We start from the raw sequence: 24,924 nt of genomic DNA, 5'->3' as shown, positions 1-24,924 counted from the left end.
GGCGGCAACCCTCGACGTTCATGCTTCATTCATATCGCTCATCGACAGGCGGACTCATATGAAAGACGGACGCAACCGGCTGCTTTCGGAACGCGTCGCCGGCGCGGGATTACGCATGCATTGCGCGATCGTGTTCTTTTTCCTCGTCGCGCCGATCCTCGCGATCGTGCCGCTGTCGTTCAATTCCGGCTCGTTCTTCTCGTACCCGATGCAGGGGTTTTCGCTGCACTGGTATGCCCAGGCGCTGAGTTCGCCGGACTGGCAACGCGCATTCGCGAACAGCATCGGCATCGGCGCGGCGGCGACGCTGATCGCGACGGTGCTCGGCACGCTGGCCGCGCTCGGCTTGAGCCGCGCGCAATTTCCGTTTCGCTCGATCGTCATGCCGATTATCGTGTCGCCGATGATCGTTCCCATCGTGGTCGTCGCCGCGGGCTTTTATCTGGTGTTTGCGCCGCTCGGGCTCGTGAATTCGTATCTCGGCGTCGTGCTTTCGCATGCCGCGCTCGGTACGCCATTCGTCGTCATCACGGTGACGGCCTCGCTGCTGTCGTTCGATCAAAGCCTGCTGCGCGCCGCGTCCGGACTGGGCGCACCGCCGTGGGTGGCGTTCCGTCGCGTGACGCTGCCGCTGATCGCGCCCGCCGTCGCCACCGGCAGCGTGTTCGCCTTCGCGACGTCGTTCGACGAAGTGATCGTCATTCTGTTCATCGGCGGTCCGAATCAGCGCACGGTGCCGCGCCAGATGTGGAGCGGCATCCGCGACCAGATCGATCCGTCGATCCTTGCCGTCGCCACGTTGCTGATGATCTTCGCAGTCGCCTTGTTCGCCTGTATGAATGGCTTGCGCAAGCGCGCGGCGGCCGCTCGGCGCTCGTTCGCCTGAGCGCTTCCGCGACCACGGACATTGGCGCTTTCCATCCGGACCGGAATCGAATAACCACCACCTTTGCGGCATGAATGGTGGCCGGTCAAATGAACGTCGGCTGCTCGCGGTCTAAAATGATGACCGAAATGCTCGCGAGCAAATCGTGGCGAACCGTAAGGATCTCGGATTGCACCACGAAGCTGTTGTAAACGCTCACATCGAAGCCGGGGCCGTCAGCTATGAAAGGGCACGGCTATGCCTGAGAACAGGACGCCGAATTCCATTTACCTTTCGTGAACCAGCGTACCCGTGCCCCCTTTAAGCCTGAATGGCCCTTCCCGCCCAGCCGCGATGTCGCTGGTCGCACCTTCGGCGATCTCGTCGCGCTTCAATATCAAGGCGCCGACGTGTGGCTTTGGCGGTGCCGGTGCGGCCGCCACGTGGCTGCCGGGCTAGATGCGGTGGAAGGCGGCCGAACGCGGGATTGCGGCTGCCGTGAGCAGCGTCGCGTGTGGCGGTCCCGCCCCGGCTCGATTGCGCTGCGCGGCGGCGAGGTGTTCGGCCAACTGACGACGGAACGGTATGCCGGCGATGGTTTGTGGGTTTGCCGGTGCGACTGCGGTAGCGAGGCGAAAGTGAGTGCCGGACGCCTGCGATTGGGCAAGGCGCGTTCGTGTGACGGCTGCCGGTGAAGTCCTGGCGTTAAACCCGGCAAGTGCGCATAAAAGAGCCATCTCGCCTCGCGCCAATCCGCGTTTACGTTGCGCTCAGGCGTGCGACCGCCGGTTCGTACCTGCTTGCCGGCCCTTCAGCGGCAGGGGTCGGGCGCCTGACGGCTTGCGCAATCGGCTTGCGCGACTACATTTAATCAATATCCGTCGAGACCACATGGCGTGATACGAGCGGCGACTCGTCGACCGCGTCTGTCGCAGTGCCCCGAAAGGAGATCCCAAATGGCAGAGATAAACAAGGAAGACGTCGTTGCGGTGCTGAACCGCATTCTCGAATCCGAGTTGGCCGGCGTCGTTCGATATACGCACTATTCGTTTCTTGTTTTCGGATTCGGCCGCATTCCTATCGTGTCGTGGTTGCGCGCGCAGGCCGATGAATCGCTATTGCACGCACAGCAGGCCGGAGAATGGATCACCACTCTGGGTGCGTACCCGTCGCTTGAAATCGGTCCCCTGCTCGACTCACACACCTTCGATATCTCTTCGATCCTCCGCGAATCGTTGCAAGCCGAGAAGCTCGCGTTGGATCTCTATCGCGAACTGCTCACGCTGGTCGAGGGCCGCTCCGTTGCACTCGAGGAGTTCGCCCGTCAGATGATCCATGTCGAAGAGATGCACGCCGGTGAAGTCGACAAGATGCTGCGCCGTCCAGGAGAAATGACGACGTCGGCCGAGCGGCAGGCCAATCACCCCTGATGGGGCATCTCCAGGAAGCCATGCGGACAGTCGGACAAATGTCGCGATTGATAAGGCAGCTATGAGTTGCTTGCCTGTTGTTCAGACCTTCGAGGTCGCGAATGACAGGTTTCACAGCCAATGTATGCGTACCCACGGCCATCTACAGACGCTTGCTCGCGCCTTCCGGACATTCGCTCGACCACTATAGGCAGCGGATTCAAACTGTCGAGGCGCCCAACCACCTGGCAGGCGCCCTTTCCCCCGCATCTGGGCGAATCCACCCGGTTCACGTACTCTGAAACCCGTCGCCATCCGCGTGACAGAGGCTTGATCACGATACCGTGATCAAGCCTTTGGCGGACCGACTCCACACGTGAGTGTGGACAGCGTAAACCCTTATTTTTGCAAGATCTATTATCAATCTATACTTTGTCTACAGTTTGTAGACACATGAGCCATGCCTAAACCCAAACTTCAACTGGCAGCCGCGGACACCGAAGCGGGCCTGTCAGCAGATCGCAAGAATGTGATGGCGGAGACGCTTCGGCGCCGCATCGTGAGCATGGAGCTCGCGCCCGGCGCCGTGGTCGACGAGCTGGCCCTTAGCGAAGAGTTCGGGCTCTCCCGCCCGCCTGTGCGCGAGTTGATGCGCCAGATGGCGGCGGAGGGCTATCTGGAGCTTGAGCCGAACCGGCCGGCCCGCGTCTCGCCGATGAGCTATCAGTCGTTGCGGAGCTTCTTTCTTGCGGCGCCGCTCATCTACGTCGCGACGACGCAAATGGCAGCGAACAATGCCACGCCCGAAGACGTGGAGAGATTGAAGCAGATCCAGGCGCTCTTTCGTGCCTCTATCGAAGAGAACGACCTTCAGTCGCGCGTGCTGCGCAACGACGAGTTTCACTTCGAAATTGGCCGGATCGCGCGTAACGCGTATCTCATGCCCAGCCTGCGTCGCGTATTGATCGACCACGCGCGCCTCGGCAAGATTTTCTATCGCTCGCCCACCACGAGCGACATGCAAAAAGACCTGGAAAAGGCCGTTGAGCAACACGACCAGATCATTGAGGCAATCGCGCTTCGCGATGCACAGAGCGCCGGCGAACTGGTTCGCAACCATATGGAGTTATCGCGCCGGCGCATGGCTGAATATGTGATTCCCGAAGGGTTGAACGTACCCATCCAGTTTTAAAGGCCGCGCAGGACGGTGCACGTTATTTTCCGTGCACCGTTCACTCCGAAGCGTGGCGCGGATTCATATGCGATCAAGGAATTAGGAATGCTGAGTGTTACATCGCTCCCCGCGGACGACAAGATGTGCGGCTGGTATCACACGAGCCAGCCTCGCGAACCGAGGCCGCGTCACGCCGGGGAATCAAAGGCGCGCTGGGCAGTAATCGGCGCCGGCTTCACTGGTCTCGCCGCCGCGCGGCAATTGGCTCTGAATTTCCCCGACGACGAGATCATTCTCGTCGAAGCCCAGGAGGTCGGCTTCGGCACCTCGGGGCGTAACGCGGGTTTTGCTATCGACCTCCCGCACGATATCGGCGCCGACGACTATATCGGCGATATCGCCACGGCGAAGTCCACGCTCAAGCTGAACCTGCTCGGCCAGACGATCCTGCGCGATCTCGTGGGCGAGCACGGTATCGACTGTCATATGACCGCTTCCGGAAAGTATCAGGCCGCAGTGGAAGAGCGCGGTGTGGCCGTGCTCGACGCCTATCGGCGCGGCCTCGACAAGCTCGGCCAGGCGTACGAGGTGATCGAAGGCAAGGACCTGCCCCGCCATATCGGCACGTCGTTCTACCGCAAGGCGCTTTTCACGCCCGGAACCATCCTCGTGCAGCCCTCGGCGCTCGTGAAGGGGCTGGCCGACTGTCTGCCGCCCAATGTCACGCTGTACGAGCACACCCCCATTACCGAGGTCGAATATGGCGAAAAGATCGTGCTCGCGCATCGCAACGGCCGCATTACCGTCGACAAGCTGGTGCTCGCGAACAATGCCTTCGGTATGCGATTTGGCTTCCTCCAGCGCACCATGCTGCCGGTCTTTCTGTATGCGAGCCTGACCCGGCCGCTCACCGATGCAGAGCAGGAACAGCTCGACGGCAAGCCGTTCTGGGGCGTCATACCGGCAGACCCGTTTGGCAGCACGCTGCGCCGCACGCACGACAACCGCATTCTGGTGCGCAACAGCTTCAGCTTCAACCCGGACGGACGGCCCAAAGAACAGTACCTCCCCCGCTTTGCCGAACGCCATCGGCTGTCGTTCGAGCGACGCTTTCCGATGCTGCCGAAAGTCGACTTCGAATACACGTGGAGCGGATCGCTCGCGCTCTCGCACAACCATAAGGGATTCTTCGGGCAACTCGCGCCCAATGTCTACGGCGCGTTGTGCTGCAACGGGCTCGGCATCACGCGCGGAACCGTGACGGGCACGCTGCTCGCCGACTGGCTCGCGGGCAAGCGCAGCGACCAGATCGATTTTCTGCTGGCTACGTCGGGACCGAGCAAGACCCCGCCGGAGCCGTTCCTCTCCATCGGCGTCAACGCCACCCTCTGGTGGGGACAACGCAAGGCAGGACTCGAAAGCTGACGACGCATCGGTCGACGTCGCGAGTCCGCAGATCGGCCGAACAAACCCTATACGAGGGACGCAAACGCAACACCCATGGCTCACGCCAGGACGTTTTGCGCCCAATTTCATGGAAGGAGACAGACGATGTCGAAGAATCACGTGACCATCGAGGACGTGCCGCTCAATGGATTCCACCAACTGCTTACCATCCGCTCGAGCGGCGGCTGGCTCATGGACGGCTACGTGCTCAGCATTATCGGTGTGGCGATGGTGCAGTTTTCCGCGGTGCTCGGACTCACCAGCTTCTGGGAAGGCATGGTCGCCGCTTCGGCGCTGATCGGTATTTTCTTCGGCGGGTTCCTGGGCGGCTGGCTGTCGGATCGGCTGGGGCGCCAGAAGCCTTACTTCCTGGGGCCCGTCATTTTCTTCATCTGCTCTCTCGCGCAGCTTTGGGTCCATTCGGGGGAAGCACTGTTCGTTCTGCGTTTTCTCATCGGTATCGGCGTGGGCATCGAGTATCCGGTCGCAGGTTCGCTGCTCGTTGAATTCATGCCCCGCAAGTACCGCGGACCGCGCCTCGCGATGCTGACGATCATCTGGTTCCTCGGCGCCGCACTGGCCTATATCGTCGGCAACGTCATCCTGAGCAGCGGCAGCCCCGATGCATGGCGCTGGGTGCTGGCCAGTCCGGCCGTCATTGGTATCGTGCTGTTCCTCGTGCGGATCGGCACACCCGAATCACCGCGCTGGCTGCTCAGCAAAGGCCGCGTCGCCGAAGCCGAAGCGGTCATCAGGAAAGTCTACGGCCCGTCGTTCTCGTTGAAGAACCTGCCGGAAGAACAAACTGAAAAGAAGATCTCGCTGTGGGCGCTGCTGCATTCCGGATATGGCAAGCGCATGCTGTTCGTTTCCGTGTTCTGGAGCTGCTCCGTGATTCCGGTCTTCGCGGTCTATTCGTTCGCGCCGCGCGTGCTCGAGGCACTGAATCTGACCGGGAAGTGGGAATCGCTCGGCTCTGTCGCGATCACCTTGCTGTTCGTAGTCGGCTGCATTATCGCAACGCGCATCATCAACGTACTTGGCCGTCGCGCAATGGTGATCCACAGCTTCCTGTGGTCGGGCCTGGCATTGCTGGCTCTCGGGGCATGCTCGAACGGTCCGGCGCCCGTGATTCTGGTTCTGTTCGGCGCGTACGCCGTGCTCATCGGCGGTGCGCAGGTGCTGCAACTCGTCTATCCGAACGAGATCTTTCCGACCGACATCCGTGCATTTGCCGTTGGCATGGGTGCGTCGCTGTCGCGAATCGGCGCGGCAATCGGAACGTGGCTGGTACCGATCGCGCTGCAAACCATCGGTATCGGCAACACCATGTATGCAGCGGCTGCCGTCTCGTTCATCGGCCTCGTAGCCTCGCTTGCTCTCGCACCCGAGACGCGCTCGCTGAGCCTGCAGGAAGCGGCCTCGCTGAACCACTGATACTCACCACCGGTGTGCCGCCGTCAATGAAGGCGGCACACCTTCCATCAAAACACTCGCTCTCACTGGAAGAACATCATGAAGTTTGAAGGCATCTACACCCCCGCCATCACGCCCTTGAACGCCGAAGGGCAAATCGACAGGACGGCATTTGCCGACGTGCTCGAATCGCTGATCGCGGCCCGCGTCCACGGCATCATCATCGGCGGCTCGACCGGCGAATACTATGCACAGAGCGCTCAGGAGCGTTTCGATCTGGGCGCCTGGGCGAAGGAAGTGATCGGCTCGCGTTTGCCGCTCATTATCGGCACCGGCGCGATCCGCACCGAGGATTCGATCGAATACGCGAAGGCGGCAAAGGCCATCAAGGCAGACGCGATTCTGGTCGGCTCGCCACCGTACGCGTTGCCCACGCAGCAGGAAAATGCCGCGCACGCGCTGGCCATCGATCGCGCCGCCGATCTGCCCATCATGCTCTATAACTACCCCGGTCGCATGAGCATCACCATGGGCCGTGAGTTCTTCGATACGGTGCTGAAGGCGTCGAAGAACTTCGTGGCGATCAAGGAAAGCTCCGGCCAGATGGGGCAACTGCACATGCTCGCGCGCGAATTCCCGAACCTTGACGTGTCGTGCGGCTGGGACGATCAGGCACTGGAGTTCTTCGCGTGGGGCGCGCGCAGTTGGGTGTGCGCGGGCTCGAACTTCCTGCCCGCCGAGCACATCGCGCTGTACGAGGCGTGCGCGGTCCAGCAAGACTTCGACAAAGGCCGCCGCATCATGTCCGCGATGCTGCCGCTCATGGATTTCCTCGAAGAAGGCAAGTTCGTTCAGTCCATCAAGTACGGTTGCGAGATCGCGGGCCTTCGCGCGGGCGGAGTGCGCGCGCCCCTGCAAGAACTCGACGCACAAGAGAAAAGCCGACTCCAAAGCGTTGTCGCTGAGCTCAAGCGTGAGGTCGCATCGGTCACGGGGAGCAAAGCCTGATGTCCCATCTGCTCAGTGCATCGGAGTACGCGGCGATTGCCGCGGAACTGCGGCTGCCGACCCAGGCGTTCATTGACGGTGCATTCCGGCCTTCGAAGTCCGGCGACACATTCGCAACGGTCAACCCGGCCACCGGCAAGGTGCTCGCGGAAATCGCGGCGTGCAATGCCGCCGATGTCGATATTGCCGTCGCGAACGCGAGGGCGGCATTCGAGGACGGCCGCTGGCGAAATCTCGCGCCCTCGCGCCGAAAGTCCATCCTGCTGAAATTCGCCGCGCTGCTGGAGCAGCACGCGCACGAACTCGCCACGATGGAGAGCCTCGACAGCGGCAAGCCGATTCGCGAATGCCAGAACACGGACGTTCCGGAGACGATTCAGACGATCCGCTGGCATGCCGAGCAGATCGACAAGATCTACGACAACACCGCTCCCGTGGGTTCGAGCGCGCTCGCTCTCGTAGTGCGCGAGCCCATTGGCGTGGTCGGCCTCGTCCTTCCCTGGAATTTTCCATTGCTGATGCTGGCGTGGAAAATTGGTCCCTCGCTCGCGACCGGGTGCTCCATCGTCGTGAAGCCCGCGAAGGAAACCACGCTGACCGCCTTGCGTGTTGCGCAATTAGCTTACGAAGCGGGCGTGCCGGCTGGTGTCTTCAATGTCCTGCCGGGCGGCGGAAAGGAAGTCGGCGAACCGTTGGGCCTGCACCGCGACGTCGACATGGTGAGTTTCACCGGCTCGACGGAAACCGGCAGGCGCTTCCTGCGGTACGCCGCCGATTCGAACCTGAAGCGCGTCGTGCTCGAATGCGGCGGCAAGAATCCCGCCGTCGTGCTGCGCGACGTCGACGATCTCGATGCGGTTGCGCAGCACGTCGTCAATGGCGCTTTCTGGAACATGGGCGAGAACTGCTCGGCGTCCTCGCGCCTGATCGTCCATGCCGACATCAAGGACGCGTTGCTGCAGCGTGTCGGCGTGCACATGCGCGAATGGAAAATGGGCAATCCGCTCGATCCGGAGCACCGCATCGGCTCGATGGTCAGCAAGGCCCACTTCGAGAAGGTACGCTCGTATCTTGAGCACGCCAGCGCGGAGCGCCTGCGCGTGGCATTCGGCGGCGACACGAAAAGCGGTATTTTCGTCGAACCGACAGTGGTGGACGGCGTGGATCCTCAAAGCCGGTTGTTCCAGGAAGAGATATTCGGTCCCGTCCTCTCGGTCACGACGTTCACCGAGATCGACGAGGCCATCGCACTGGCAAACGATTCCGTTTATGGACTCGCGGCCTCGGTTTATACCAGCAATCTGAATGAGGCCATTCGCCTGTCGCGGGAAATTCGCGCGGGGGTCGTGACCGTCAACTGTTTCGGCGAGGGCGACGTCACGACGCCGTTCGGCGGCTACAAGCAGTCGGGCTTCGGCGGCCGCGACAAGTCCATCTGGGCACACGATCAATACACCGAGATGAAAACCATCTGGATTGACGTCCCGACGAGTCGCACGTAGGCTCCGGGCTCCTCGCGTCATGGCCGATGGCGGCCATCCATTGCGGTGGTCGCCATCGGCAATTCTCGTGTATCACGGCAACGCATCCTGGCGAAATCGAATCATCTGAGGCTGATAGAAGGCATGAAAAGCAGGAAACAGGCAACGCTTATCGGACTCGTCGCAGTCCTGTTGTGGGCTTCTATCGTCGCCCTCATCCGGGGCGTGAGCGAAAGCCTCGGCGCGACCGGTGGCGCTGCCATGATATATACGGTGGCTTCCGTCTTTCTCTTTTTCACGGTTGGTTTCCCCCGGCTCAGTGAATTTCCGCGCAGCTATCTCATGTGGGGAAGTCTGCTGTTCATCGCGTACGAACTGTGCCTGTCGCTCTCGATCGGCTACGCCAACGACGGCAGACAGGCGATCGAAGTCGGGATGGTCAACTACCTGTGGCCGACTTTCACGCTGGTCTCGGCCATTCTGTTCAACAGGCAGAGGGCGAACCTCCTGGTAGTCCCCGGTTTTCTGTTCTCGATGCTCGGAATCTGCTGGGTATTGGGAGGAGACCAGGGCCTGGATCTGCCCGGCATGCTGGAGAACGTCAGGGACAATCCGCTGAGCTACGGACTGGCTTTACTCGGCGCGGTGATCTGGGCGGCCTATTGCACGGTGACCGCGCGCATTGCCGGCGGCAAGAATGGCACCACGCTGTTCTTCATGCTGGTAGCTGCCGTACTGTGGGGAAAATATCTTGCCGAAGGCGGCGGCGCAATGGCGTTCAGTCTCCACGTAATCGTCTATCTCGTGCTGGCCGCTTCCGCCATGGGCTTCGGTTACGCGGCATGGAACGTGGGTATCCTGCACGGCAATGTCACCGTGCTTGCCGGAGCGTCGTATTTCATTCCCGTACTCTCCGCGGCGTTCGCCGCGGCCCTGCTTCACGCTCCCCTGTCTGTCCAGTTCTGGCAGGGGTCGTTGATGGTCTGCGGCGGATCGATCCTTTGCTGGCTTGCAACGCGTAGTCGACAAGCCGGTACTGCAATGTCCGTGCGGGTCGGAGAGAGTTCCTGACGCAACGGTCGAACTTCGGATCGGGATCGGCGAAGGTGCGCGAGCGGTCGAAACATGCGACTATGATCCAGATAGCGACCGCGACTGGCGATGTGTTGACTGCGCGCCCTTCGCCCTTTTGTCGGGACACCGTTGGGCCGCGATTCATCGTTCCGCGAACACGCTTAATATTCTAAGATCCCGCGCGTTATCCGCTCACCACATGGTCAATCGCGTGCAACTTCTCCGCCACCATCCCGCCCCGCCGCTGGACCGCTTCGTTGACTGCTTCTGGTGGACGCGGCGCGACGCGCGCCACGAACACTGGGAGCACGCGCTGCCCTGCGGGCGGCCACAACTCGTGTTCACCCTGAGCGAGCAGCGGATCGTATGCCTACCTGACCAGGCGTACGAGCCGCTGGTCTGGACCGGCAGCCTGTTACACGGTCCGCAATCGCGCTACTACATGAACGGCCCGAAACCATGCGGAGCGGTGGCCGGTGTGTCGTTCCGCACGGGCGGCGTCGGACCGGTGCTCGGCGTCCGGGCAGCGGAACTGGCGGACTGCCATGTGAGTCTCGACGCGCTCTGGGGACATCGCGCCCGCCTGCTCCACGAGCAACTGATGGAGGCACCCGATCCTCGCACGATCTTTCGCATTCTCGAACAGCGCCTCGGTGAGCACCTGCGAATCGCACTGTCGATGCATCCGGCCGTCGAGCATGCGCTGATGCACGGGAGCAATTCGCAAGCACTCGAGCTCGCAGTTGAAACCCGCGCACGCGGGGATTATGGCGGCTATAGTCCGCGGCACTTCATCGCGTTGTTTCGCGAGGCCATCGGCATGACGCCGAGCCACTACCTGCGCATTCAGCGTCTGAGCGGATCGCTGCGGATGCTCGCGCAACAACCGCGTCCCGCGTTGGCCGACGTCGCCGCGCAGATGGGCTACTACGATCAACCGCACTTCACCCGCGAATGCCGCGCGCTGGGCGGCATCACACCCAGCCGATACCGCGCGCTGGATCCCGACAGCCCGCTCCATCATGTCGTCGCAAACACGCCGGCAGCACGCAGGTAAAAGCAATACAAGAACAGCGCGCGCGTCTCCCCGATAATGGCAGGACAACCCCACTCGGAGATGAAGATGAGCGGCATCCACGAGGTTTATCCCTATCTACGCGTACGCGGCGCCGCGCAGGCCATCGCTTTTTACGCGCAGGCATTCGGCGCAGTCGAGCAATTCCGCCTGACCGAGCCGAGCGGCCGCATCGGGCACGCGGAAATGAAGATCGGTCCGGCGACCGTGATGCTGTCCGACGAATATCCCGAGCACGGCATGCTGGCCCCCGCCACCGACAGTCACACCAGCGTGCTGCTGCACATCCATTGCGACGACGTCGACCAGCTATTCGAGCATGCGGTGAAAGCGGGCGCGTCGGTCGTGCGGCCGCTCGCCGATCATTTCTACGGCGAGCGCTCGGGGACAGTGCGAGATCCGTTCGGTCACGAATGGCTGCTCGGCGCGCAGTTCGAAGCCGTGACGCCTGACGAGATGCAGCGGCGCTATACGGCGATGTTCGAGAAATAGCGGGGAAAACGGGCCGTTACGACGCGCGTTGCTGCCCCTGGATCAGTCCGGGAAAATCGGCTACATTCACTCACTGCACCACAAGGCAGGCGCAAAGATGCGTGGCGAACTACCTGCACGCGATGCCAATGGTGATGCATTTGAAGAAACTCCGGGCTTTACCCGCGCAATGTGAGAATTAACCGTGGCACGTAGCGATCCGAAGAACCTGTCGCGCTATTGGTGGGATCGGCATACGCCGGGCCTGAGCCTCATGTGTGCCGACTTTACAACCCAGCAGTATGCGCCGCATACGCACGACGGCTTCGTGATCGCCGTCACCGAGACCGGCGGGGCGGTGATCAGGAGCCGTGGCGTGGTCGAGGAGGCACGCGCATCGAAGCTGTTCGTTTTCAATCCGGTCGAGGCGCATTCGGGCTGGATGGGGTGCAGCGAGCGTTGGCGCTACCGGTCGTTCTACCTCACGCAGTCGGCGATCCATGCCGTCGCGCGAGGTCTGGGGATCGAGGACGTTCCGTATTTCACGAGCAACATGTTCGGCGATGCCGATCTTGTTGAAGGCTTCCTGACGCTGCATCGGGCGCTCCAGGACGGACACGATCTCTTCCGCGAGCGGGAATTGCTGTTTTCGACGTTCGGGCGCCTGTATCAGCGGCATGGCAGCGGCGGTGGCCGCATCGACCCGCCACCGCGCGACGAGGCGCTGCTCGCGATCGTGACCGATCTGGTCAACGACCGGCACGCCGAGGACTTGCGCCTCGAAGACCTCAGTGCCGCCGCCGGGCTCACGCCCTTTCAGTTGATCGGGCTGTTCAAGCGCTGCCTCGGCCTGACCCCGCACACGTACCTGACCCAGGTGCGCCTGAGACGTGCATGCCACTTTCTGCGCCGCGGCATGCCGATCGCGCACGTGGCCGCCGCGACGGGCTTTTACGACCAGAGCGCGCTCACACGGCAGTTCAAGCGATGCTACGGCATCACGCCGCTGCAGTTTGCCAGGGCAGCGGCCGGCGCCGCCGCGCATTAGCCGCCCCTTTTCGCCGCCACTCCGCCCCAACTCCGCCGCAATTTTTACCAATACGCGCGCGCTGCGTGGCGCGATACTGCCCCTATCTGTGTAACCAGTATGGGAGGCAAGCATGCCCGCACGCGCGTTCTATCACGCGAATCCCGAAACACTCGTCATTGAAACGCAGGTGGTCGATGCAAGGCCGGGGCGCGTACTTCTCGCCGAATCGCCGTTCTATCCGGGCGGCGGCGGCCAGTTGGCCGACCGCGGCGTGCTCCGTCACAACGGAGGGGAAGCAGCGGTGACGGGCTTCGAAACGGTGGACGGCCGGCTCTGGACGCTTCTCGACGATCCCGCGGCCGAGCTGGCGGAAACCGTTCAAGCCGCCGTCGACCCGTCGTTCCGGCAGATGATGCGTGAGCTTCATACGGGGACTCACGTGCTCAATGCGTTCGTCTTCCAGGCCTTCGACGGTGCGCTCGTTACCGGCGTGCAGATGAACGACGACGGCACCGCGCGCATGGATTTCGACGTGCCGGACGCCGACAACGATCGCTTGCGCGCGTTGGAGGGGCCGATCAACGACGTCATCAGGCAGAGTCTGGCCGTCCGGGACATCTATGTGCCGCTGGCCGACGCGCGCGGCGAGCACGGACTGATTCGCTCGAGGTCGGTGACTCCGCCGCCCACCGACGACGGCCGGATCCGCATCGTCGAGATCGTCGGTCTCGACCGCCAGGCGTGCGGTGGCACGCATCTCGCGGAAACCGGGGCGTCCCGCCCGATCCGTATTCTGAAAATCGACAACAAAGGCCGCCATAACCGCCGCGTGCGTATCGGTCTCGTGAACGCATGAGCACGCAGACGAGCGGGGCCGTCGCTCTGGGCGTGGGTAGGACGATCGGCGGCTACGCCCACGGGTTGGGGGGCGCTCGGACAAGTTTCCGGAGAAGTTCATGAAGCACCAGAACCCTGTGACGATTGCCGTCGTCGGCCTCGGTGCAATCGGCGGGGTCATCGCAGGCTCGCTTGCCGCGCTCGGCCGATATGACGTCACCGTTTGCGTGAGGACCCCCATAGATCGTCTGGTCGTCGAACGGCCAGACGATACGGTCGATATCTCCATTCGGGCGCTGACAGATGCCGCGGATGCCGAACCCGTGGACTGGGTACTGCTATGCACCAAGGCACATCAAACGCCTATGGTGGCGGAGTGGCTTACCCGACTCTGCGGGCCTCGAACCCGAGTAGCGGTTTTGCAGAATGGCATCGGGCACGCCGAGCGTCTCGCGCCTTTTATCGGGACGGCAACGGTCGTGCCGACAATCGTTTATTACAACGGCGAGCGACTGGCGCCGGACCGCATGCGCTTCCGTCGCGCCGGCCAGTATGAATTGGCTGTTCGGGACGACGTGAACGGACAGGCGTTTGCCAGCCTGATCGAGGGTACGCCGATGCGGGTTTTGCGAAGCGCGGATTTCGTCACTCTCGCCTGGCGCAAGCTGCTCATCAACATAGTGGCCAACCCTATTACCGCATTGACCTTGCAACGCCAGGCCGTATTCCGGCGAGAGGGAATCAAAGCACTGTGCGTTGCCGTTCTTGAAGAGGCCACCGTGGTCGGACGTGCCGATGGCGCTCAGCTTGCCGACGATGAAGCGACGCAGATATTGGCAACGCTTCTGACGTATCCGGCCGACGCCGGAACCTCCATGTATTTCGACCGACTCGCGGGCCGTCCTCTTGAAGTCGAGACGCTAACCGGCGCCGTCGTTGCCTGCGGGGAACGTTTCGGTATCCCGACGCCACTGAACCGAATGCTGCTTGTACTCCTGCAGGCAATCAGCGACGCCGCCTGAATTCTGTTTGAGACAGGGGAGACCTTGCACGCCGAACGGCCGCCAGGGCCGAAGCATACGCATAGCTATTCCGGCAGGTTCCGGAGTCCTCCGGAAAAACGCTCTAAAGAATGCTGTCCAACGCCCTGGCAAACCTCGCGACCGCACCTTCGACGTCATGCAGTTTGTCCAGCCCGAACAATCCGATGCGGAAGGTTTTGAAGTCTTCAGGCTCGTCGCATTGCAAGGGAACGCCGGGAGCGATCTGCAAGCCGGCATCAGCGAATTTCTTGCCGGATCGTATGCCATCATCGTCCGTATAGCAGACCACGACGCCCGGAGCCTGAAAACCTTCGGCCGCCACGCTTTTGAAACCCCTGGCACTCAAGAGTGAGCGAACGCGCGTGCCGAGTTCGAGCTGCTCCGCTCTCACTTTGTCGAAGCCATATGCGTCGGTTTCCTTCATGACGTCGCGCAGCGTCGCGAGACTGTCCGTGGGCATCGTGGCGTGGTACGCGAACCCGCCGTTCTCGTAGGCTTCCATGATCTGCAGCCACTTGCGAAGATCGCAAGCGAAACTGGTGCTGGTTGTCGCGTCGATTCTTTCGCGGGCGAGAGGGCTGAGCATGACCAGTGCGCAGCAGGGTGACGCGCTCCATCCCTTTTGCGGCGCGCTGATCAGCACATCGATACCACTGGCTTGCATGTCCACCCAGACCGTACCGGACGCGATGCAATCCAGTACAAACATTCCGCCGACGGCATGAACAGCGTCGGACACCGCGCGCAAATAGGCATCGGGCAGCATCATCCCGGACGCGGTTTCGACATGCGGCGCAAAGACCAGATCCGGCCTGTGTTCCCTGATCGCGGCGACCACTTCTTCGATCGGCGGCGGTGCATATGCAGCCTGCCTTCCTTGTTCGACCGGACGCGCCTTCAATACGATCGATTCAGACGGAATGCCGCCCATGTCGAAAATCTGCGACCAGCGGAAACTGAACCAGCCATTGCGGATGACCAGACACTTCCGGTTCGTCGCGAACTGCCGGGCGACGGCTTCCATGCCGAAAGTCCCGCTGCCCGGAACGATAACGGCCGACTTCGCGTTGTAGACTTTTTTCAGGGCGCCGGAAATATCGCGTACGACGCCTTGAAAAAGCTGCGACATATGGTTGATGGATCGGTCGGTGTAGACGACTGAATATTCGAGAAGTCCCTCGCGGTCGACATCGGGGAGTAATCCTGGCACGTTCGCCTCCGGTGATAGACGAATAAAGAATCGAAAACAGATTCTAACGAAAGCTGGCTGCAACGGTATCTGTCCGCGATCTTGCCTCGTTTCACCTCGTCGAAATGGTCGCGCGCGGGCGCCGCGAGTTCAGCGCCGGATTCGCTTTGGGCGATGTGTCCGATGATCCGGCCGTGGCGTTGTCGTGCGCGCCGTCTATTGTGCCTTCTGCGCTTCAACCCGCTCCAGCCAGCTACGATTGCGCAGAAAACGCTGCGGCGTCTCGCCCATCGCGCGCCGGAACATCGTGATGAAGGCGCTGGAATTGCGATAACCGAGTTCGGTGGCGATAGTCGAGACCGGCATGCCCCTGGCAAGGCGCGAGATCGATTCCACCAGCCGCAGCCGCTGGCGCCACTGGCCGAAAGTCAGGCCGGTCTCGTCCTTGAAGGCGCGCTCGAGCGTGCTTTCGCTCGCGCCCACGCGCATGCCCCAGTCGTTCAGTGGTGTGTTGTCGGCGGGCGCGTCCATCAACTGGCCGCAGATCTGCTGCAGGCGACGGTCCTTGGGCAGCGGCAAGAGCCCTTCCGAGGCGAGTTGCGCGTCGCGCATTTCCTGCAGCAGCAACGGGTCGATCAACGCCGAGCGGCGCGCGGGATGGCCGGCCTGCTGATCGAGCACGAGCGCGGCCACCAGTTCGTGGAGTAGCGACGAAATCATCAGCACGTGGCAGCTTGGCTCGTCGCGCGGCGCGACCTCCGCGTCGAAATAGACCGTGTACATCACCGTCGGGCTGATGGCCTGCAATTCGTGCGCGACGAGCGGCGCGATCCACAGGCCGCGATACGGTCCGAGCGTCCAGGCGCCGTCGGGCGTGATGACACGCAGCACGCCGCGCGTCGTGTAGACGAACTGCGGATGCGTGTGCGAATGCCAGCTTTCGCAGTCACCGGGCTCAAAGTCATAGCGTTTGGCGATGACAGGACGCTTGAGATAACGCTGCTGCATCCCGGTGAAGCGTTGCCAGAAATCGCTCATTTGTGAACTGAGGAAGAAAATATCGTGGAACCGTCAAATTTCGCTGGTTCTGCACAGCTATTTGACAGGACGTCGGCGAAGCTCAGACCGTATTCTATCGTCCGCATGCCGCTTCACGGATAAAAATAGCAATGATTCGTATTCGTATTGTGGCGATTCTTCAATCTTGGACAGGGTGTACGGGATGAATCGGGGATGGGGCAGGATATCGTCGAACAACATGGATAACGTGACGGATAAGGCGCGGCGGATGAAGCTTCGCACCATCACGGCGGTCGTGACGCTGGCGATCGCGAAGATCGCCGGCGCGCAGACGGCGGCGGCGCCCGTGGCGGCGTCGGACACAGCGGCGCAGCCGGGCGAGCAACTGCCGGCCGTGGTCGTGCAGAGCACGCGCGACAGGGAAACGGGCACGGGGCCAGTGGTGGGCTATGTGGCGAGGCGCAGCACGGCCGGCACCAAAACCGACACACCGATCATCAAGGTGCCGCAGTCGATCTCGGTCGTCACGCGCGATCAGATGGACGTGCAGAACGTGCAGAGCGTCGCGCAGGCGCTGCGCTACACCTCGGGCATCAACCCCGAGCAGCGCGGCACCAATACCGATTCGCTCGAATACCTCTATGCGCGCGGCTTCCTGATCGACGAGTACTGGAACGGCCTGCGTACGCCGGGTCCGAACGGCGGGTTCGGCTACAACGTCACGAGCTTCGATCCGTACATGTTCGAGCGCATCGAATTGCTGCACGGTCCGGCTTCGGTGCTCTACGGCCAGGGCTCGCCGGGCGGCACGCTCAATCTCGTGAGCAAAATGCCGACCGACACGCCGTACCACGAAGTCGGCCTGCAAACGGGCAGCTACGGCCGCATCCAGGGCTTCTTCGATTTCAGCGGCCCGCTCGACCAGGACGGGAAGGTCCTCTACCGCCTGACCGCCGACGGCTTCAACACCGGCACGCAGACCGACTACGTGAACCGGCAGCGCTTCTCGATTGCGCCAACCATCCAGTTCCGCCCGACGAAGGACACGACGTTTACCGTCTACGCGAACTATCAGGCGGATCCGGAAGCGGGCATCTACAACTCGGTGCCGTACACGTGGCAGAGCCGCAGCCTCAATCCGGGCGAGCCGACGTGGGACAGCTTCCGCAAGACCCAGGCGGCGATCGGCTATCAACTGGAGCATCGCATCGACGACGTGTGGTCGTTCAGGCAGAGCTATCGCTTCCTGCGCAATACGCAGACGATCCAGTACGTGGGCAACGACGGCTTCAAGGCCGGCACCGACACGCTCGCGCGCACCGCGTACCTGAACGAAGGAAGCGTGAATTCGCACACCGTGGATAACCAGTTGAACGCGAAGTTCGAAACGGGGCCGGTGAAGCAGAACGTGACGGTCGGCCTCGATTACCAGAACATGCAGTTCGACCATTACTTCTACGGCAATCTGACTTCCACGCCGGGTCTCCAGGAGAGCAACCCGATCTACGGCCAGACGATCCCGTATCCGACCTTCATGTTCGCGACGTCGAATGCCACGTCGATCAAGCAGCTCGGCGTGTACGCGCAGGACCAGCTCGACATCGGCAAGTGGTCGTTCCTGCTCGGCGCGCGTGAGGACTGGGCCAACGAGGATCAGACCTCGTACAAGACGGGCGCCACGACCACGCAGTTCAACCGCGCGTTCACGTGGCGCGCGGGCGGCGTGTACCAGTTCGACAACGGTGTGGCGCCATACTTCAGCTACTCGCGCTCGTTCCAGCCGCAGGTCGGCACCTCATATAGCGGCGAGGCATTCGCGCCGCTCACGGGCGAACAGTACGAGGTGGGCGTGAAGCTGCAACCCAGGGGCTTTAACAGCTTCGTTACGGTGTCGGCGTTCCATCTCACCGAGAACAACGTCCAGACCACCGATCCGGTGCATAGCGGCTTCAGCGTGCTCACGGGCCAGGTCCGCTCGCAGGGCTTCGAAGTGGAAGGCCATGCGAGCCTAAGCAGCAACCTGCAACTGATCGCGAGCTACACCTACACGAACCTGCTCAACACCAGGAGCAACTCGGCGACTCTGAACAAGGTGCCAGTGGGCATTCCGCGCAACACGGCCTCGCTGTGGGCCGATTACACCGTTTCGGCCGGACCGCTCGCGGGGCTGCTGTTCGGCGGCGGCGTGCGCTACATCGGCGGCTCGTACGGCGATACGGCGAACTCGTTCATGACCTCGTCGGCGACGCTCGTGGACCTCTCGCTGCGCTACGACCTGGGCCGACACTTCTCCAGCATGCAGGGCTGGACCACGTGGCTGAACGTGTCGAATCTGCTGGACCGCAAATATTTCGCTTCGTGTACCGGTGCGAACTACTGCTACTGGGGGCAAGGCCGTCTGCTCACCGCGGGCGCGAAGTATCAGTGGTAGCGATGAAGCGCCGGACGCTGATCGCCGCCTGCGTGGGCGGCGCCCTTCTATCTTCCGTTACCCCCGGCGCGCAGGCCTGGGCCGCCGCGCCGCGCCGTGTGATCGTGCTCGACTGGGGCCTCGCGGAACTGGTGCTGGCGCTCGGCGTGGTGCCCGTCGGCATGGCGAACACGCCGGGTTTCCGGCGCAATTTCACGGCTTGCCCGGTGCCGGATGCGGTGGTCGATCTGGGCCTGATGTTTCAGCCCAACATGGAGCTCATGTTGGCGCTCAAGCCCGACCTCATTCTCATCACGCCCGCGCATGCGTCGATGGGCGGCACGCTCGAACGCATCGCGCCCACCGTCACGCTCGGCCAGTTCCGCGCGAGTCCCACGCCGTACACGGGTGCCTGCGAGGAGACGATGCACCTTGCGCGCCTTTTCGGTCGCGAGGCGCAAGGCGCGGCCGCCGTGGCGCAAACGCGGCGCGCGATTGCGCAGGCGCGCGCGCGGCTCGCCGCGTTGCCCGCGTATGCGGACCCAGACCGCGGCGCGCCCATCTACATGACGCGTTTTATCGACGAATCGCATCTGCGTGTGTTCGGCACGCACAGCCTGTTCGGCGAGCTGATCGTGCAACTGGGCCTGCGCAACGCATGGGGCGGAAAGGATGGCGCGGCGGCGGCGATGATCGGCTTCGATGCGCTCGATGCCGATCCGCGCGCGACGCTCGTGTACACAAAACCGCTGCCCGCCATGACCGCGTCGATGATGCGGACGAGCCGCGTCTGGCAGGCGATGCCGTTCGCGCACGCGGGCCGCATGACCGGCATGGCCGAGGTGCCGCCCGAGGGCGGCATCCTGAGCGCGGCCTACTTCGCGCGGGCGCTCGTGGATGCGTTGGCCGCGTTGCCTGCCGCGCACGCCGCGGAGCCCGCATGAGGGATGCCATAACGACGCCCTTCGCGCCGCCGCGCCGCACGCCGCTATGGCCCGTCTGCGCGCTGTTCGCGCTGGCGGCGCTGCTGTTCGCGCTGCGTCTGGACGCGCGGCTCGCGGCTGCGTTCTGGTGGCAGGCGCTCGTTGCGCCCGCCGACACCGACGTCGCGCAACTGCTGGTTCACTACAGCGATGTCCCGCGCGTGGCCGTCACGCTGCTGTGCGGCGCGGCGCTCGGACTTGCGGGCGTCGCGACCCAGCAGGTGTTGCGCAACCCGCTCGCTGAACCGATGACGCTCGGTATCTTTTCGGGCGCGTGGCTCGCGCTGGCGCTCGCCACGGTGTATGCGCCGTTCCTGCTGGCGGCCGGCCGCGATGCAGTCGCGCTCGCGGGTGGCGCAACGGCGCTGGCCGCCGTGTTCGCGCTGGCGGCGCGGCGCGGCATGTCGCCGCTCGCGCTGATCCTCGCGGGCATGATCGTCAATCTCTGTGGCGGAGCGTTCTGTCTCGCGCTGGCGATCTCGCACTACGATCTGCTGAGCGGCCTGCTGGTATGGGGCGGCGGTTCGTTCGCGCAGCACGACTGGCGGGTGGCGCTGGCACTCGCGGTGCGCTTCGCGGCGTGCGCGCTGCCGTTGCTGCTGTTGCTGCGGCCGCTGGCCGTATTCGATCTCGGCGATACGGTCGCGTCGAGCCTCGGCATCTCGATGCGTACCACGCGGGGCCTCACGCTCGGCCTCACGCTGCTGATCGCCGCCTTCGTGGTCAGCGCGGTGGGCGTGATCGGCTTCGTCGGGCTGTCGGCGCCCGCGGTGGCGCGGCTCGCGGGCGCGCGCCGTTTGCGCGAGCGCATGATCTGGTCGCCGCTGACCGGCGCGGCACTGCTGTGGCTCGCCGATCAACTCGCGCAACTGTGCACGGCGCATTTCAGTATGACGATTCCGACCGGCGCGATCACGACGCTGATCGGTGCACCGCTTCTGCTGATCATGCTGCGCCGTCTGCGCGGCCGCCCCGATCTCGCACAAACGCCCGCGCAGCATGGCGCGCGGCTCTCGCCACGCGGCCTGCGCGCCGTGGCGCTCGTGAGCGTGCTGGCGTTGGCGTCGGTTACGGTGATCTCGCTCACCTTGGGTCGCGGCCTCGCGGGCTGGCATCTGAGCGATGCGCACGAAACGGGCGCGCTGCTGTTCCTGCGCATGCCGCACGTCGTGGCGGCGGCGGGCGTGGGCGTGTTGCTCGCGCTCTCGGGCGGCATCGTGCAACGTATGACCGGCAACCCAATGGCGAGTCCCGACTTGCTCGGCATCCCGGCGGGCGGTGCGCTCGGCCTGACAGGCGCGCTTTTTCTCACCGCGCATCCGGGGCTGCCGACCTTTCTCGTCTGGTGCGCGGCGGGCTCGATGCTCACGCTGTGCGCGCTCGTGCTGATCGCGCGCGCCGCGTCGTTCTCGCCGGATACGCTGATCCTCGCGGGCATGACGCTGAGCGCGGCATTCCAGGCCATCTCCGTGATCGCGATATCGAGCGGTGACCCGCGCGTCATCATCCTCTACAACCTGCTGGCGGGCTCGACCTACAACGTCGGTCCGTGGATGGCCGCCCTGGTGGCCGCCTGCGCGCTGCTCGCGCTGGCGGCCGTGCCGCTGTGCCGCCGCTGGCTGGAAATCCTGCCGCTCGGCGATGCGGTCTCGCTGGGGCTCGGCGTGCACATGGCCGGGGCACGCTTCGGCCTGCTGATGCTGAGCGCGATGTTGAGCGCCGTGGCGACGCTCGTGATCGGGCCGCTTTCGTTCATTGGCCTGATGGCGCCGCACATGGCGCGCATGCTCGGCATCCGCCGCGCCATGCCCTTGCTGTTCGTCGCCGCCGCGTTCGGCGCGACGCTGATGATCGGCTCGGACTGGCTCGGCCGCTGGGTGCTGTTCCCGCAGGAAATGCCGGCTGGCGTGATGGCCACGCTGCTCGGCGGACTCTATCTGATCCTCACGATGTTCCGGCGACCGGCGCAAGACCGGCCCGGTTCCTGACGCACCGTTCAAGGAGTGTCATGACTCTGCTTCTGAAGCTCGCGCGCAACGCACGCTGGACCCTGTTCGTTGCGCTCGTCACCAGTATCGTCAGCGGCCTCGGCAACGCCGGCCTCGTCGCGCTCATCAACCAGGCGCTGTCGGCATCCACCGCACAGCTCGCACACCTCGGCTGGCGGTTCGCCGTGCTCGGCATGGTCGTGCTCGCCACCCGCACGCTCTCGCAGACGCTCTTCATGAGCCTCGGCCAGCGCGCCAAGGCGAACCTGCGCATGCAGACCATCCGCCGCCTCGGCGACGCCTCGTTTCGCCATCTCGAACAGCAGGGCGCCGCGCGTTCGCTCGCCGTGCTCACGCAGGATCTCGACGCCATCGTGATGCTGTTCGTGCGCATGCCGGCGCTGGCGATGCAAAGCGCCGTCATCATCGGCTGTCTCGCCTATCTGAGCGTGCTGTCGTGGCAGATTCTGCTGGTGGCGATCATGACGATCGGCATCGGCGCGGCGGGCTTTCGCGTCGCCAACGGCCGCGCGCTCTTTCATCTGCGCGCGTCGCGCCAGCGCGAGGACGAACTGGTGCGCCATTTCCGCGCGCTGTTCGACGGCGCCAAGGAACTCAAGCTGCATCGCCTGCGCCGCGCCGCGTTCATCGACGACACGCTGTCCCCCAACGTCGAAGCCGTGCGCGTGCAGCGCACACGCGGCTACGTGCTTTACGCGGCGGCGGCGAGCTGGGGCAGCTTCATCCTGTTTGCCTTCATCGGCATCACGCTGTTCGTGGTCGCGCGGCTTTATCCGGTGAATACGCACGTGATGTCGGGTTACGCGATGGTGTTTCTCTACATGATCATGCCGATCGAATCGCTGCTGTCGGCGCTCCCGAACATCAGCACCGCGCGCGTCGCGCTGGAGCGCATCGAGGCAGTGAACGCCGAACTGCCCCTTGAAAACGGCCTCGATGCGCCGGTGAAGGACGGCTTCGAGAGCATCGTGCTCGACGGCGTCACGCATCGCTATTTCCGCGAGAAAGAGAACGACGTCTTCACGCTCGGGCCGATCCATCTCACCTTCAGGCCCGGCGAGCTGATCTATCTGACCGGCGGCAACGGCAGCGGCAAGACCACGCTCGCGAAGATGATCGTCGGCCTCTATGCGCCCGAAAGCGGACGCATCGTGGTCAACGGCGCGCCCGTGGACGAAGCCGATCGCGACAGTTACCGGCAACTGTTTTCGGTGGTGTTCAGCGACTTCTTTCTGTTCGATACCCTGCTGGGCATACGCGTCGACAGCCTCGATCAGACTGCGCGGGATCTGCTCGTGCGTCTGCAGCTCGATCACAAAGTCAGCATTAAAGACGGCGCGTTCTCCACGCTGGAACTCTCACAAGGACAAAGAAAGCGGCTCGCGCTGCTGGTCGCGTATCTGGAGGATCGACCGTTCTATCTGTTCGACGAATGGGCCGCGGATCAGGACCCGCTCTTCAAGGAGGTGTTCTATCGGACGCTGCTGCCCGGGTTGAAGGCGAAGGGCAAGACCGTGATAGTCATCACGCACGACGACCGCTATTTCCACCTCGCCGATCGCCGTATCAAGCTCGAATACGGTCAACTCGTGGAAACCGGTGTGGGCGATACGCCGCGCGCCCAGCTTGCCGCGCATTGATGCGCACTGAGGCGCATTGATGCGATCAACCGACGATGCTACTTTTAAGAACGTCCTGATCGGCGATTGCCCAGCCATCCCACGCAGCCCGAGAATGATATGAGTGAAGAAAAAATCACAGAAATCAGGTCAATTCCAGGAACCGGAGCAGCGCTGCGACATAGATTGCTGGAGAAACATAATCACAGGTGCGTCGCATGTGGTATCACCGATGATCTGGCTCCACTGGAACTCGCCCATCTCGTCCCTTTATCCAGGGGCGGCGAGTTATCCGAAGACAACCTGACGATTTTGTGCGCAAATTGTCATCGATCATTTGATCGTCCGCCACGCGAAATCGAGTTCGTCAGCTTTCTGGCAGGGCTATTGACGCGTCATAGAGATTACAGTGATGTGCAAAGGGAGATCGTGCTGGGTCGCGAGATCCGCTATCGGGCGGATATCCTGGCTCACCGTCGCAACGACGACGGCATCGAGACATTGCTAATCGAGTGCAAGACGTATCCAGCTTTAACCGCCGCGCACATTCATAGTGCTATCGGGCAACTTGAAAAGTATAAGGCTGGCTATGGGGATTGCCGAATGGTCCTCGCCATCCCGGCTACATTGAGAGAAGAAGAGTTATCGGCCCTTCGCGCGGCGAACATCGAAGCATGGGATTTGCGCTACATCGCATCGCGCTTTTCGATGCAGATAAGGGAATCGGAACCGGGCTACTACCGGACATTGCTTCTCGCGCGGATCACGCGTCCAAAGGAATTGGCCCGTGAGCAGGAACTCATCAATTCCCTGGAAAGCTGTGTGCCTGGAAAGTCGGACTGCTACGTCTATCAAACTCTCGTGGGGGAAATTCTCGAATGTTTGTTCACCCCACCGCTTGGAAAGCCGATTCCGGAGCTATCCGACAAATCAGAAGCCAATCGGCGGGATTTTATAATGCCGAATTATACGGAGCGCGGTTTCTGGTCTTTCATGAGACAAAAGTACGAAGCCGATTACATCGTAATCGACGCCAAGAATTACACGAGAAAGATAAAAAAATCCGAGGTTCTGCAAATTGCAAACTATTTGAAACCTCACGGCGCGGGTCTTTTTGGGTTAATCATTTCACGCAGAGGCGGCGATTCGTCGGGTTGCGAGCATACCTTGAGGGAACAGTGGCTTATCCACCGGAAGTTAATTCTGGTCCTCGACGATGAAGACATCAAGGCGATGCTGATGGCGAAGTCAGATGAACGATTGGCCGAGGACGTTCTGGGGCAAAAGATCGAACACTTCAGGTTGTCGATGTAACCTTCAACCGATACCCGAAGAGACGGCACCCCAGGCGCCGGGCGCTACATC

20 protein-coding genes are annotated in these 24,924 nt (G+C 62.7%); 18 read left to right on the top strand and 2 right to left on the bottom strand.

Translation table 11 applies throughout. The features are described 5' to 3' along the window. Positions 1 to 58: 58 nt before the first annotated feature. From QM685_RS19440 to QM685_RS19380, 13 genes are all read left to right on the top strand, one after another. Positions 59 to 886 carry an ABC transporter permease gene (locus QM685_RS19440; RefSeq protein ID WP_415118292.1) on the top strand — a complete coding sequence of 276 codons (828 nt, stop codon included), beginning with the start codon at positions 59 to 61 and terminating at the stop codon, positions 884 to 886. Positions 887 to 1,821: 935 nt separating this feature from the next. After that, positions 1,822 to 2,295, top strand: coding sequence for a ferritin-like domain-containing protein (locus tag QM685_RS19435; RefSeq protein ID WP_415118290.1), 474 nt, complete (start codon positions 1,822 to 1,824; stop codon positions 2,293 to 2,295). A gap of 439 nt (positions 2,296 to 2,734) precedes the next feature. After that, positions 2,735 to 3,466: a GntR family transcriptional regulator gene (locus tag QM685_RS19430; protein WP_415118288.1), complete on the top strand. Its 732-nt coding sequence runs from the start codon at positions 2,735 to 2,737 to the stop codon at positions 3,464 to 3,466. Between the two features lie 87 nt (positions 3,467 to 3,553). Next, positions 3,554 to 4,873, top strand: coding sequence for an NAD(P)/FAD-dependent oxidoreductase (locus QM685_RS19425; protein ID WP_415118286.1), 1,320 nt, complete (start codon positions 3,554 to 3,556; stop codon positions 4,871 to 4,873). A gap of 126 nt (positions 4,874 to 4,999) precedes the next feature. Next, a complete protein-coding gene (locus QM685_RS19420) occupies positions 5,000 to 6,331 on the top strand; it encodes an MFS transporter (protein WP_415118284.1) in 1,332 nt (443 codons plus the stop codon). A 78-nt stretch (positions 6,332 to 6,409) separates the two neighbouring features. Continuing rightward, positions 6,410 to 7,318 carry a dihydrodipicolinate synthase family protein gene (locus QM685_RS19415; protein ID WP_415118282.1) on the top strand — a complete coding sequence of 303 codons (909 nt, stop codon included), beginning with the start codon at positions 6,410 to 6,412 and terminating at the stop codon, positions 7,316 to 7,318. Then, positions 7,318 to 8,820, top strand: a complete 1,503-nt coding sequence (locus QM685_RS19410; protein ID WP_415118281.1) for an aldehyde dehydrogenase — start codon at positions 7,318 to 7,320, stop codon at positions 8,818 to 8,820. Before QM685_RS19415 ends, QM685_RS19410 begins: the two co-directional genes overlap by 1 nt. A 123-nt stretch (positions 8,821 to 8,943) precedes the next feature. Continuing rightward, positions 8,944 to 9,870: an aromatic amino acid DMT transporter YddG gene (gene yddG, locus QM685_RS19405; RefSeq protein WP_415118279.1), complete on the top strand. Its 927-nt coding sequence runs from the start codon at positions 8,944 to 8,946 to the stop codon at positions 9,868 to 9,870. 202 nt (positions 9,871 to 10,072) lie between these two features. After that, a complete protein-coding gene (locus QM685_RS19400; protein ID WP_415118277.1) occupies positions 10,073 to 10,930 on the top strand; it encodes a helix-turn-helix domain-containing protein in 858 nt (285 codons plus the stop codon). A gap of 66 nt (positions 10,931 to 10,996) precedes the next feature. Next, positions 10,997 to 11,440 carry a VOC family protein gene (locus QM685_RS19395; protein ID WP_415118275.1) on the top strand — a complete coding sequence of 148 codons (444 nt, stop codon included), beginning with the start codon at positions 10,997 to 10,999 and terminating at the stop codon, positions 11,438 to 11,440. Positions 11,441 to 11,624: 184 nt separating this feature from the next. Continuing rightward, a complete protein-coding gene (locus QM685_RS19390; RefSeq protein WP_415118273.1) occupies positions 11,625 to 12,467 on the top strand; it encodes a helix-turn-helix domain-containing protein in 843 nt (280 codons plus the stop codon). 112 nt (positions 12,468 to 12,579) lie between these two features. Further along, positions 12,580 to 13,305 (top strand): alanyl-tRNA editing protein, encoded by a 726-nt coding sequence (locus QM685_RS19385; RefSeq protein WP_415118271.1) that lies wholly within the window; start codon positions 12,580 to 12,582, stop codon positions 13,303 to 13,305. Positions 13,306 to 13,405: 100 nt separating this feature from the next. Continuing rightward, on the top strand, positions 13,406 to 14,308 hold the full coding sequence (locus QM685_RS19380; protein WP_415118269.1) for a 2-dehydropantoate 2-reductase: 903 nt from the start codon (positions 13,406 to 13,408) through the stop codon (positions 14,306 to 14,308). Between the two features lie 103 nt (positions 14,309 to 14,411). On the opposite strand, the gene QM685_RS19375 is transcribed toward QM685_RS19380, so the two are convergent. Continuing rightward, complete coding sequence (locus QM685_RS19375; RefSeq protein ID WP_415118267.1) at positions 14,412 to 15,539, bottom strand: aminotransferase class V-fold PLP-dependent enzyme; 1,128 nt, start codon at positions 15,537 to 15,539, stop codon at positions 14,412 to 14,414. A gap of 195 nt (positions 15,540 to 15,734) precedes the next feature. Continuing rightward, positions 15,735 to 16,556, bottom strand: coding sequence for an AraC family transcriptional regulator (locus QM685_RS19370; RefSeq protein WP_415118265.1), 822 nt, complete (start codon positions 16,554 to 16,556; stop codon positions 15,735 to 15,737). Positions 16,557 to 16,806: 250 nt separating this feature from the next. Here QM685_RS19370 and QM685_RS19365 point away from each other — a divergent pair, with 250 nt between their 5' ends. The 5 genes from QM685_RS19365 (at position 16,807) to QM685_RS19345 (ending at position 24,873) form a co-directional block, all read left to right on the top strand. Continuing rightward, the gene (locus tag QM685_RS19365) at positions 16,807 to 18,969 is read left to right on the top strand and encodes a TonB-dependent siderophore receptor (RefSeq protein WP_415118263.1); all 2,163 of its coding nucleotides are present in this window, start codon (positions 16,807 to 16,809) and stop codon (positions 18,967 to 18,969) included. A 2-nt stretch (positions 18,970 to 18,971) separates the two neighbouring features. Then, positions 18,972 to 19,892, top strand: a complete 921-nt coding sequence (locus QM685_RS19360; protein WP_415118261.1) for an iron-siderophore ABC transporter substrate-binding protein — start codon at positions 18,972 to 18,974, stop codon at positions 19,890 to 19,892. Next, positions 19,889 to 21,919, top strand: a complete 2,031-nt coding sequence (gene fhuB / locus QM685_RS19355; protein ID WP_415118259.1) for a Fe(3+)-hydroxamate ABC transporter permease FhuB — start codon at positions 19,889 to 19,891, stop codon at positions 21,917 to 21,919. The genes QM685_RS19360 and fhuB overlap by 4 nt, the downstream gene beginning before the upstream one ends. 20 nt (positions 21,920 to 21,939) lie before the next feature. Further along, entirely contained in the window at positions 21,940 to 23,580 is a 1,641-nt protein-coding gene (locus tag QM685_RS19350; RefSeq protein WP_415118257.1) for a cyclic peptide export ABC transporter, read from the top strand. A 99-nt stretch (positions 23,581 to 23,679) separates the two neighbouring features. Continuing rightward, positions 23,680 to 24,873, top strand: coding sequence for an HNH endonuclease (locus tag QM685_RS19345; RefSeq protein WP_415118255.1), 1,194 nt, complete (start codon positions 23,680 to 23,682; stop codon positions 24,871 to 24,873). Positions 24,874 to 24,924: the final 51 nt, after the last annotated feature.

This window comes from Paraburkholderia sp., assembly GCF_047605525.1.
Taxonomy (GTDB): Bacteria; Pseudomonadota; Gammaproteobacteria; order Burkholderiales; family Burkholderiaceae; genus Paraburkholderia.
This window is presented reverse-complemented; position numbering and strand designations above follow the sequence as displayed.

Coding starts and splice junctions, on each gene's coding strand:
- QM685_RS19440 (WP_415118292.1), top strand. CDS start 59: ATGAAAGACGGACGCAACCGGCTGCTTTCGGAACGCGTCGCCGGCGCG.
- QM685_RS19385 (WP_415118271.1), top strand. CDS start 12,580: ATGCCCGCACGCGCGTTCTATCACGCGAATCCCGAAACACTCGTCATT.
- QM685_RS19425 (WP_415118286.1), top strand. CDS start 3,554: ATGCTGAGTGTTACATCGCTCCCCGCGGACGACAAGATGTGCGGCTGG.
- QM685_RS19410 (WP_415118281.1), top strand. CDS start 7,318: ATGTCCCATCTGCTCAGTGCATCGGAGTACGCGGCGATTGCCGCGGAA.
- QM685_RS19415 (WP_415118282.1), top strand. CDS start 6,410: ATGAAGTTTGAAGGCATCTACACCCCCGCCATCACGCCCTTGAACGCC.
- QM685_RS19345 (WP_415118255.1), top strand. CDS start 23,680: ATGAGTGAAGAAAAAATCACAGAAATCAGGTCAATTCCAGGAACCGGA.
- QM685_RS19400 (WP_415118277.1), top strand. CDS start 10,073: ATGGTCAATCGCGTGCAACTTCTCCGCCACCATCCCGCCCCGCCGCTG.
- QM685_RS19430 (WP_415118288.1), top strand. CDS start 2,735: ATGCCTAAACCCAAACTTCAACTGGCAGCCGCGGACACCGAAGCGGGC.
- fhuB (WP_415118259.1), top strand. CDS start 19,889: ATGAGGGATGCCATAACGACGCCCTTCGCGCCGCCGCGCCGCACGCCG.
- QM685_RS19420 (WP_415118284.1), top strand. CDS start 5,000: ATGTCGAAGAATCACGTGACCATCGAGGACGTGCCGCTCAATGGATTC.
- QM685_RS19435 (WP_415118290.1), top strand. CDS start 1,822: ATGGCAGAGATAAACAAGGAAGACGTCGTTGCGGTGCTGAACCGCATT.
- yddG (WP_415118279.1), top strand. CDS start 8,944: ATGAAAAGCAGGAAACAGGCAACGCTTATCGGACTCGTCGCAGTCCTG.
- QM685_RS19350 (WP_415118257.1), top strand. CDS start 21,940: ATGACTCTGCTTCTGAAGCTCGCGCGCAACGCACGCTGGACCCTGTTC.
- QM685_RS19380 (WP_415118269.1), top strand. CDS start 13,406: ATGAAGCACCAGAACCCTGTGACGATTGCCGTCGTCGGCCTCGGTGCA.
- QM685_RS19370 (WP_415118265.1), bottom strand. CDS start 16,556: ATGAGCGATTTCTGGCAACGCTTCACCGGGATGCAGCAGCGTTATCTC.
- QM685_RS19395 (WP_415118275.1), top strand. CDS start 10,997: ATGAGCGGCATCCACGAGGTTTATCCCTATCTACGCGTACGCGGCGCC.
- QM685_RS19360 (WP_415118261.1), top strand. CDS start 18,972: ATGAAGCGCCGGACGCTGATCGCCGCCTGCGTGGGCGGCGCCCTTCTA.
- QM685_RS19365 (WP_415118263.1), top strand. CDS start 16,807: ATGAAGCTTCGCACCATCACGGCGGTCGTGACGCTGGCGATCGCGAAG.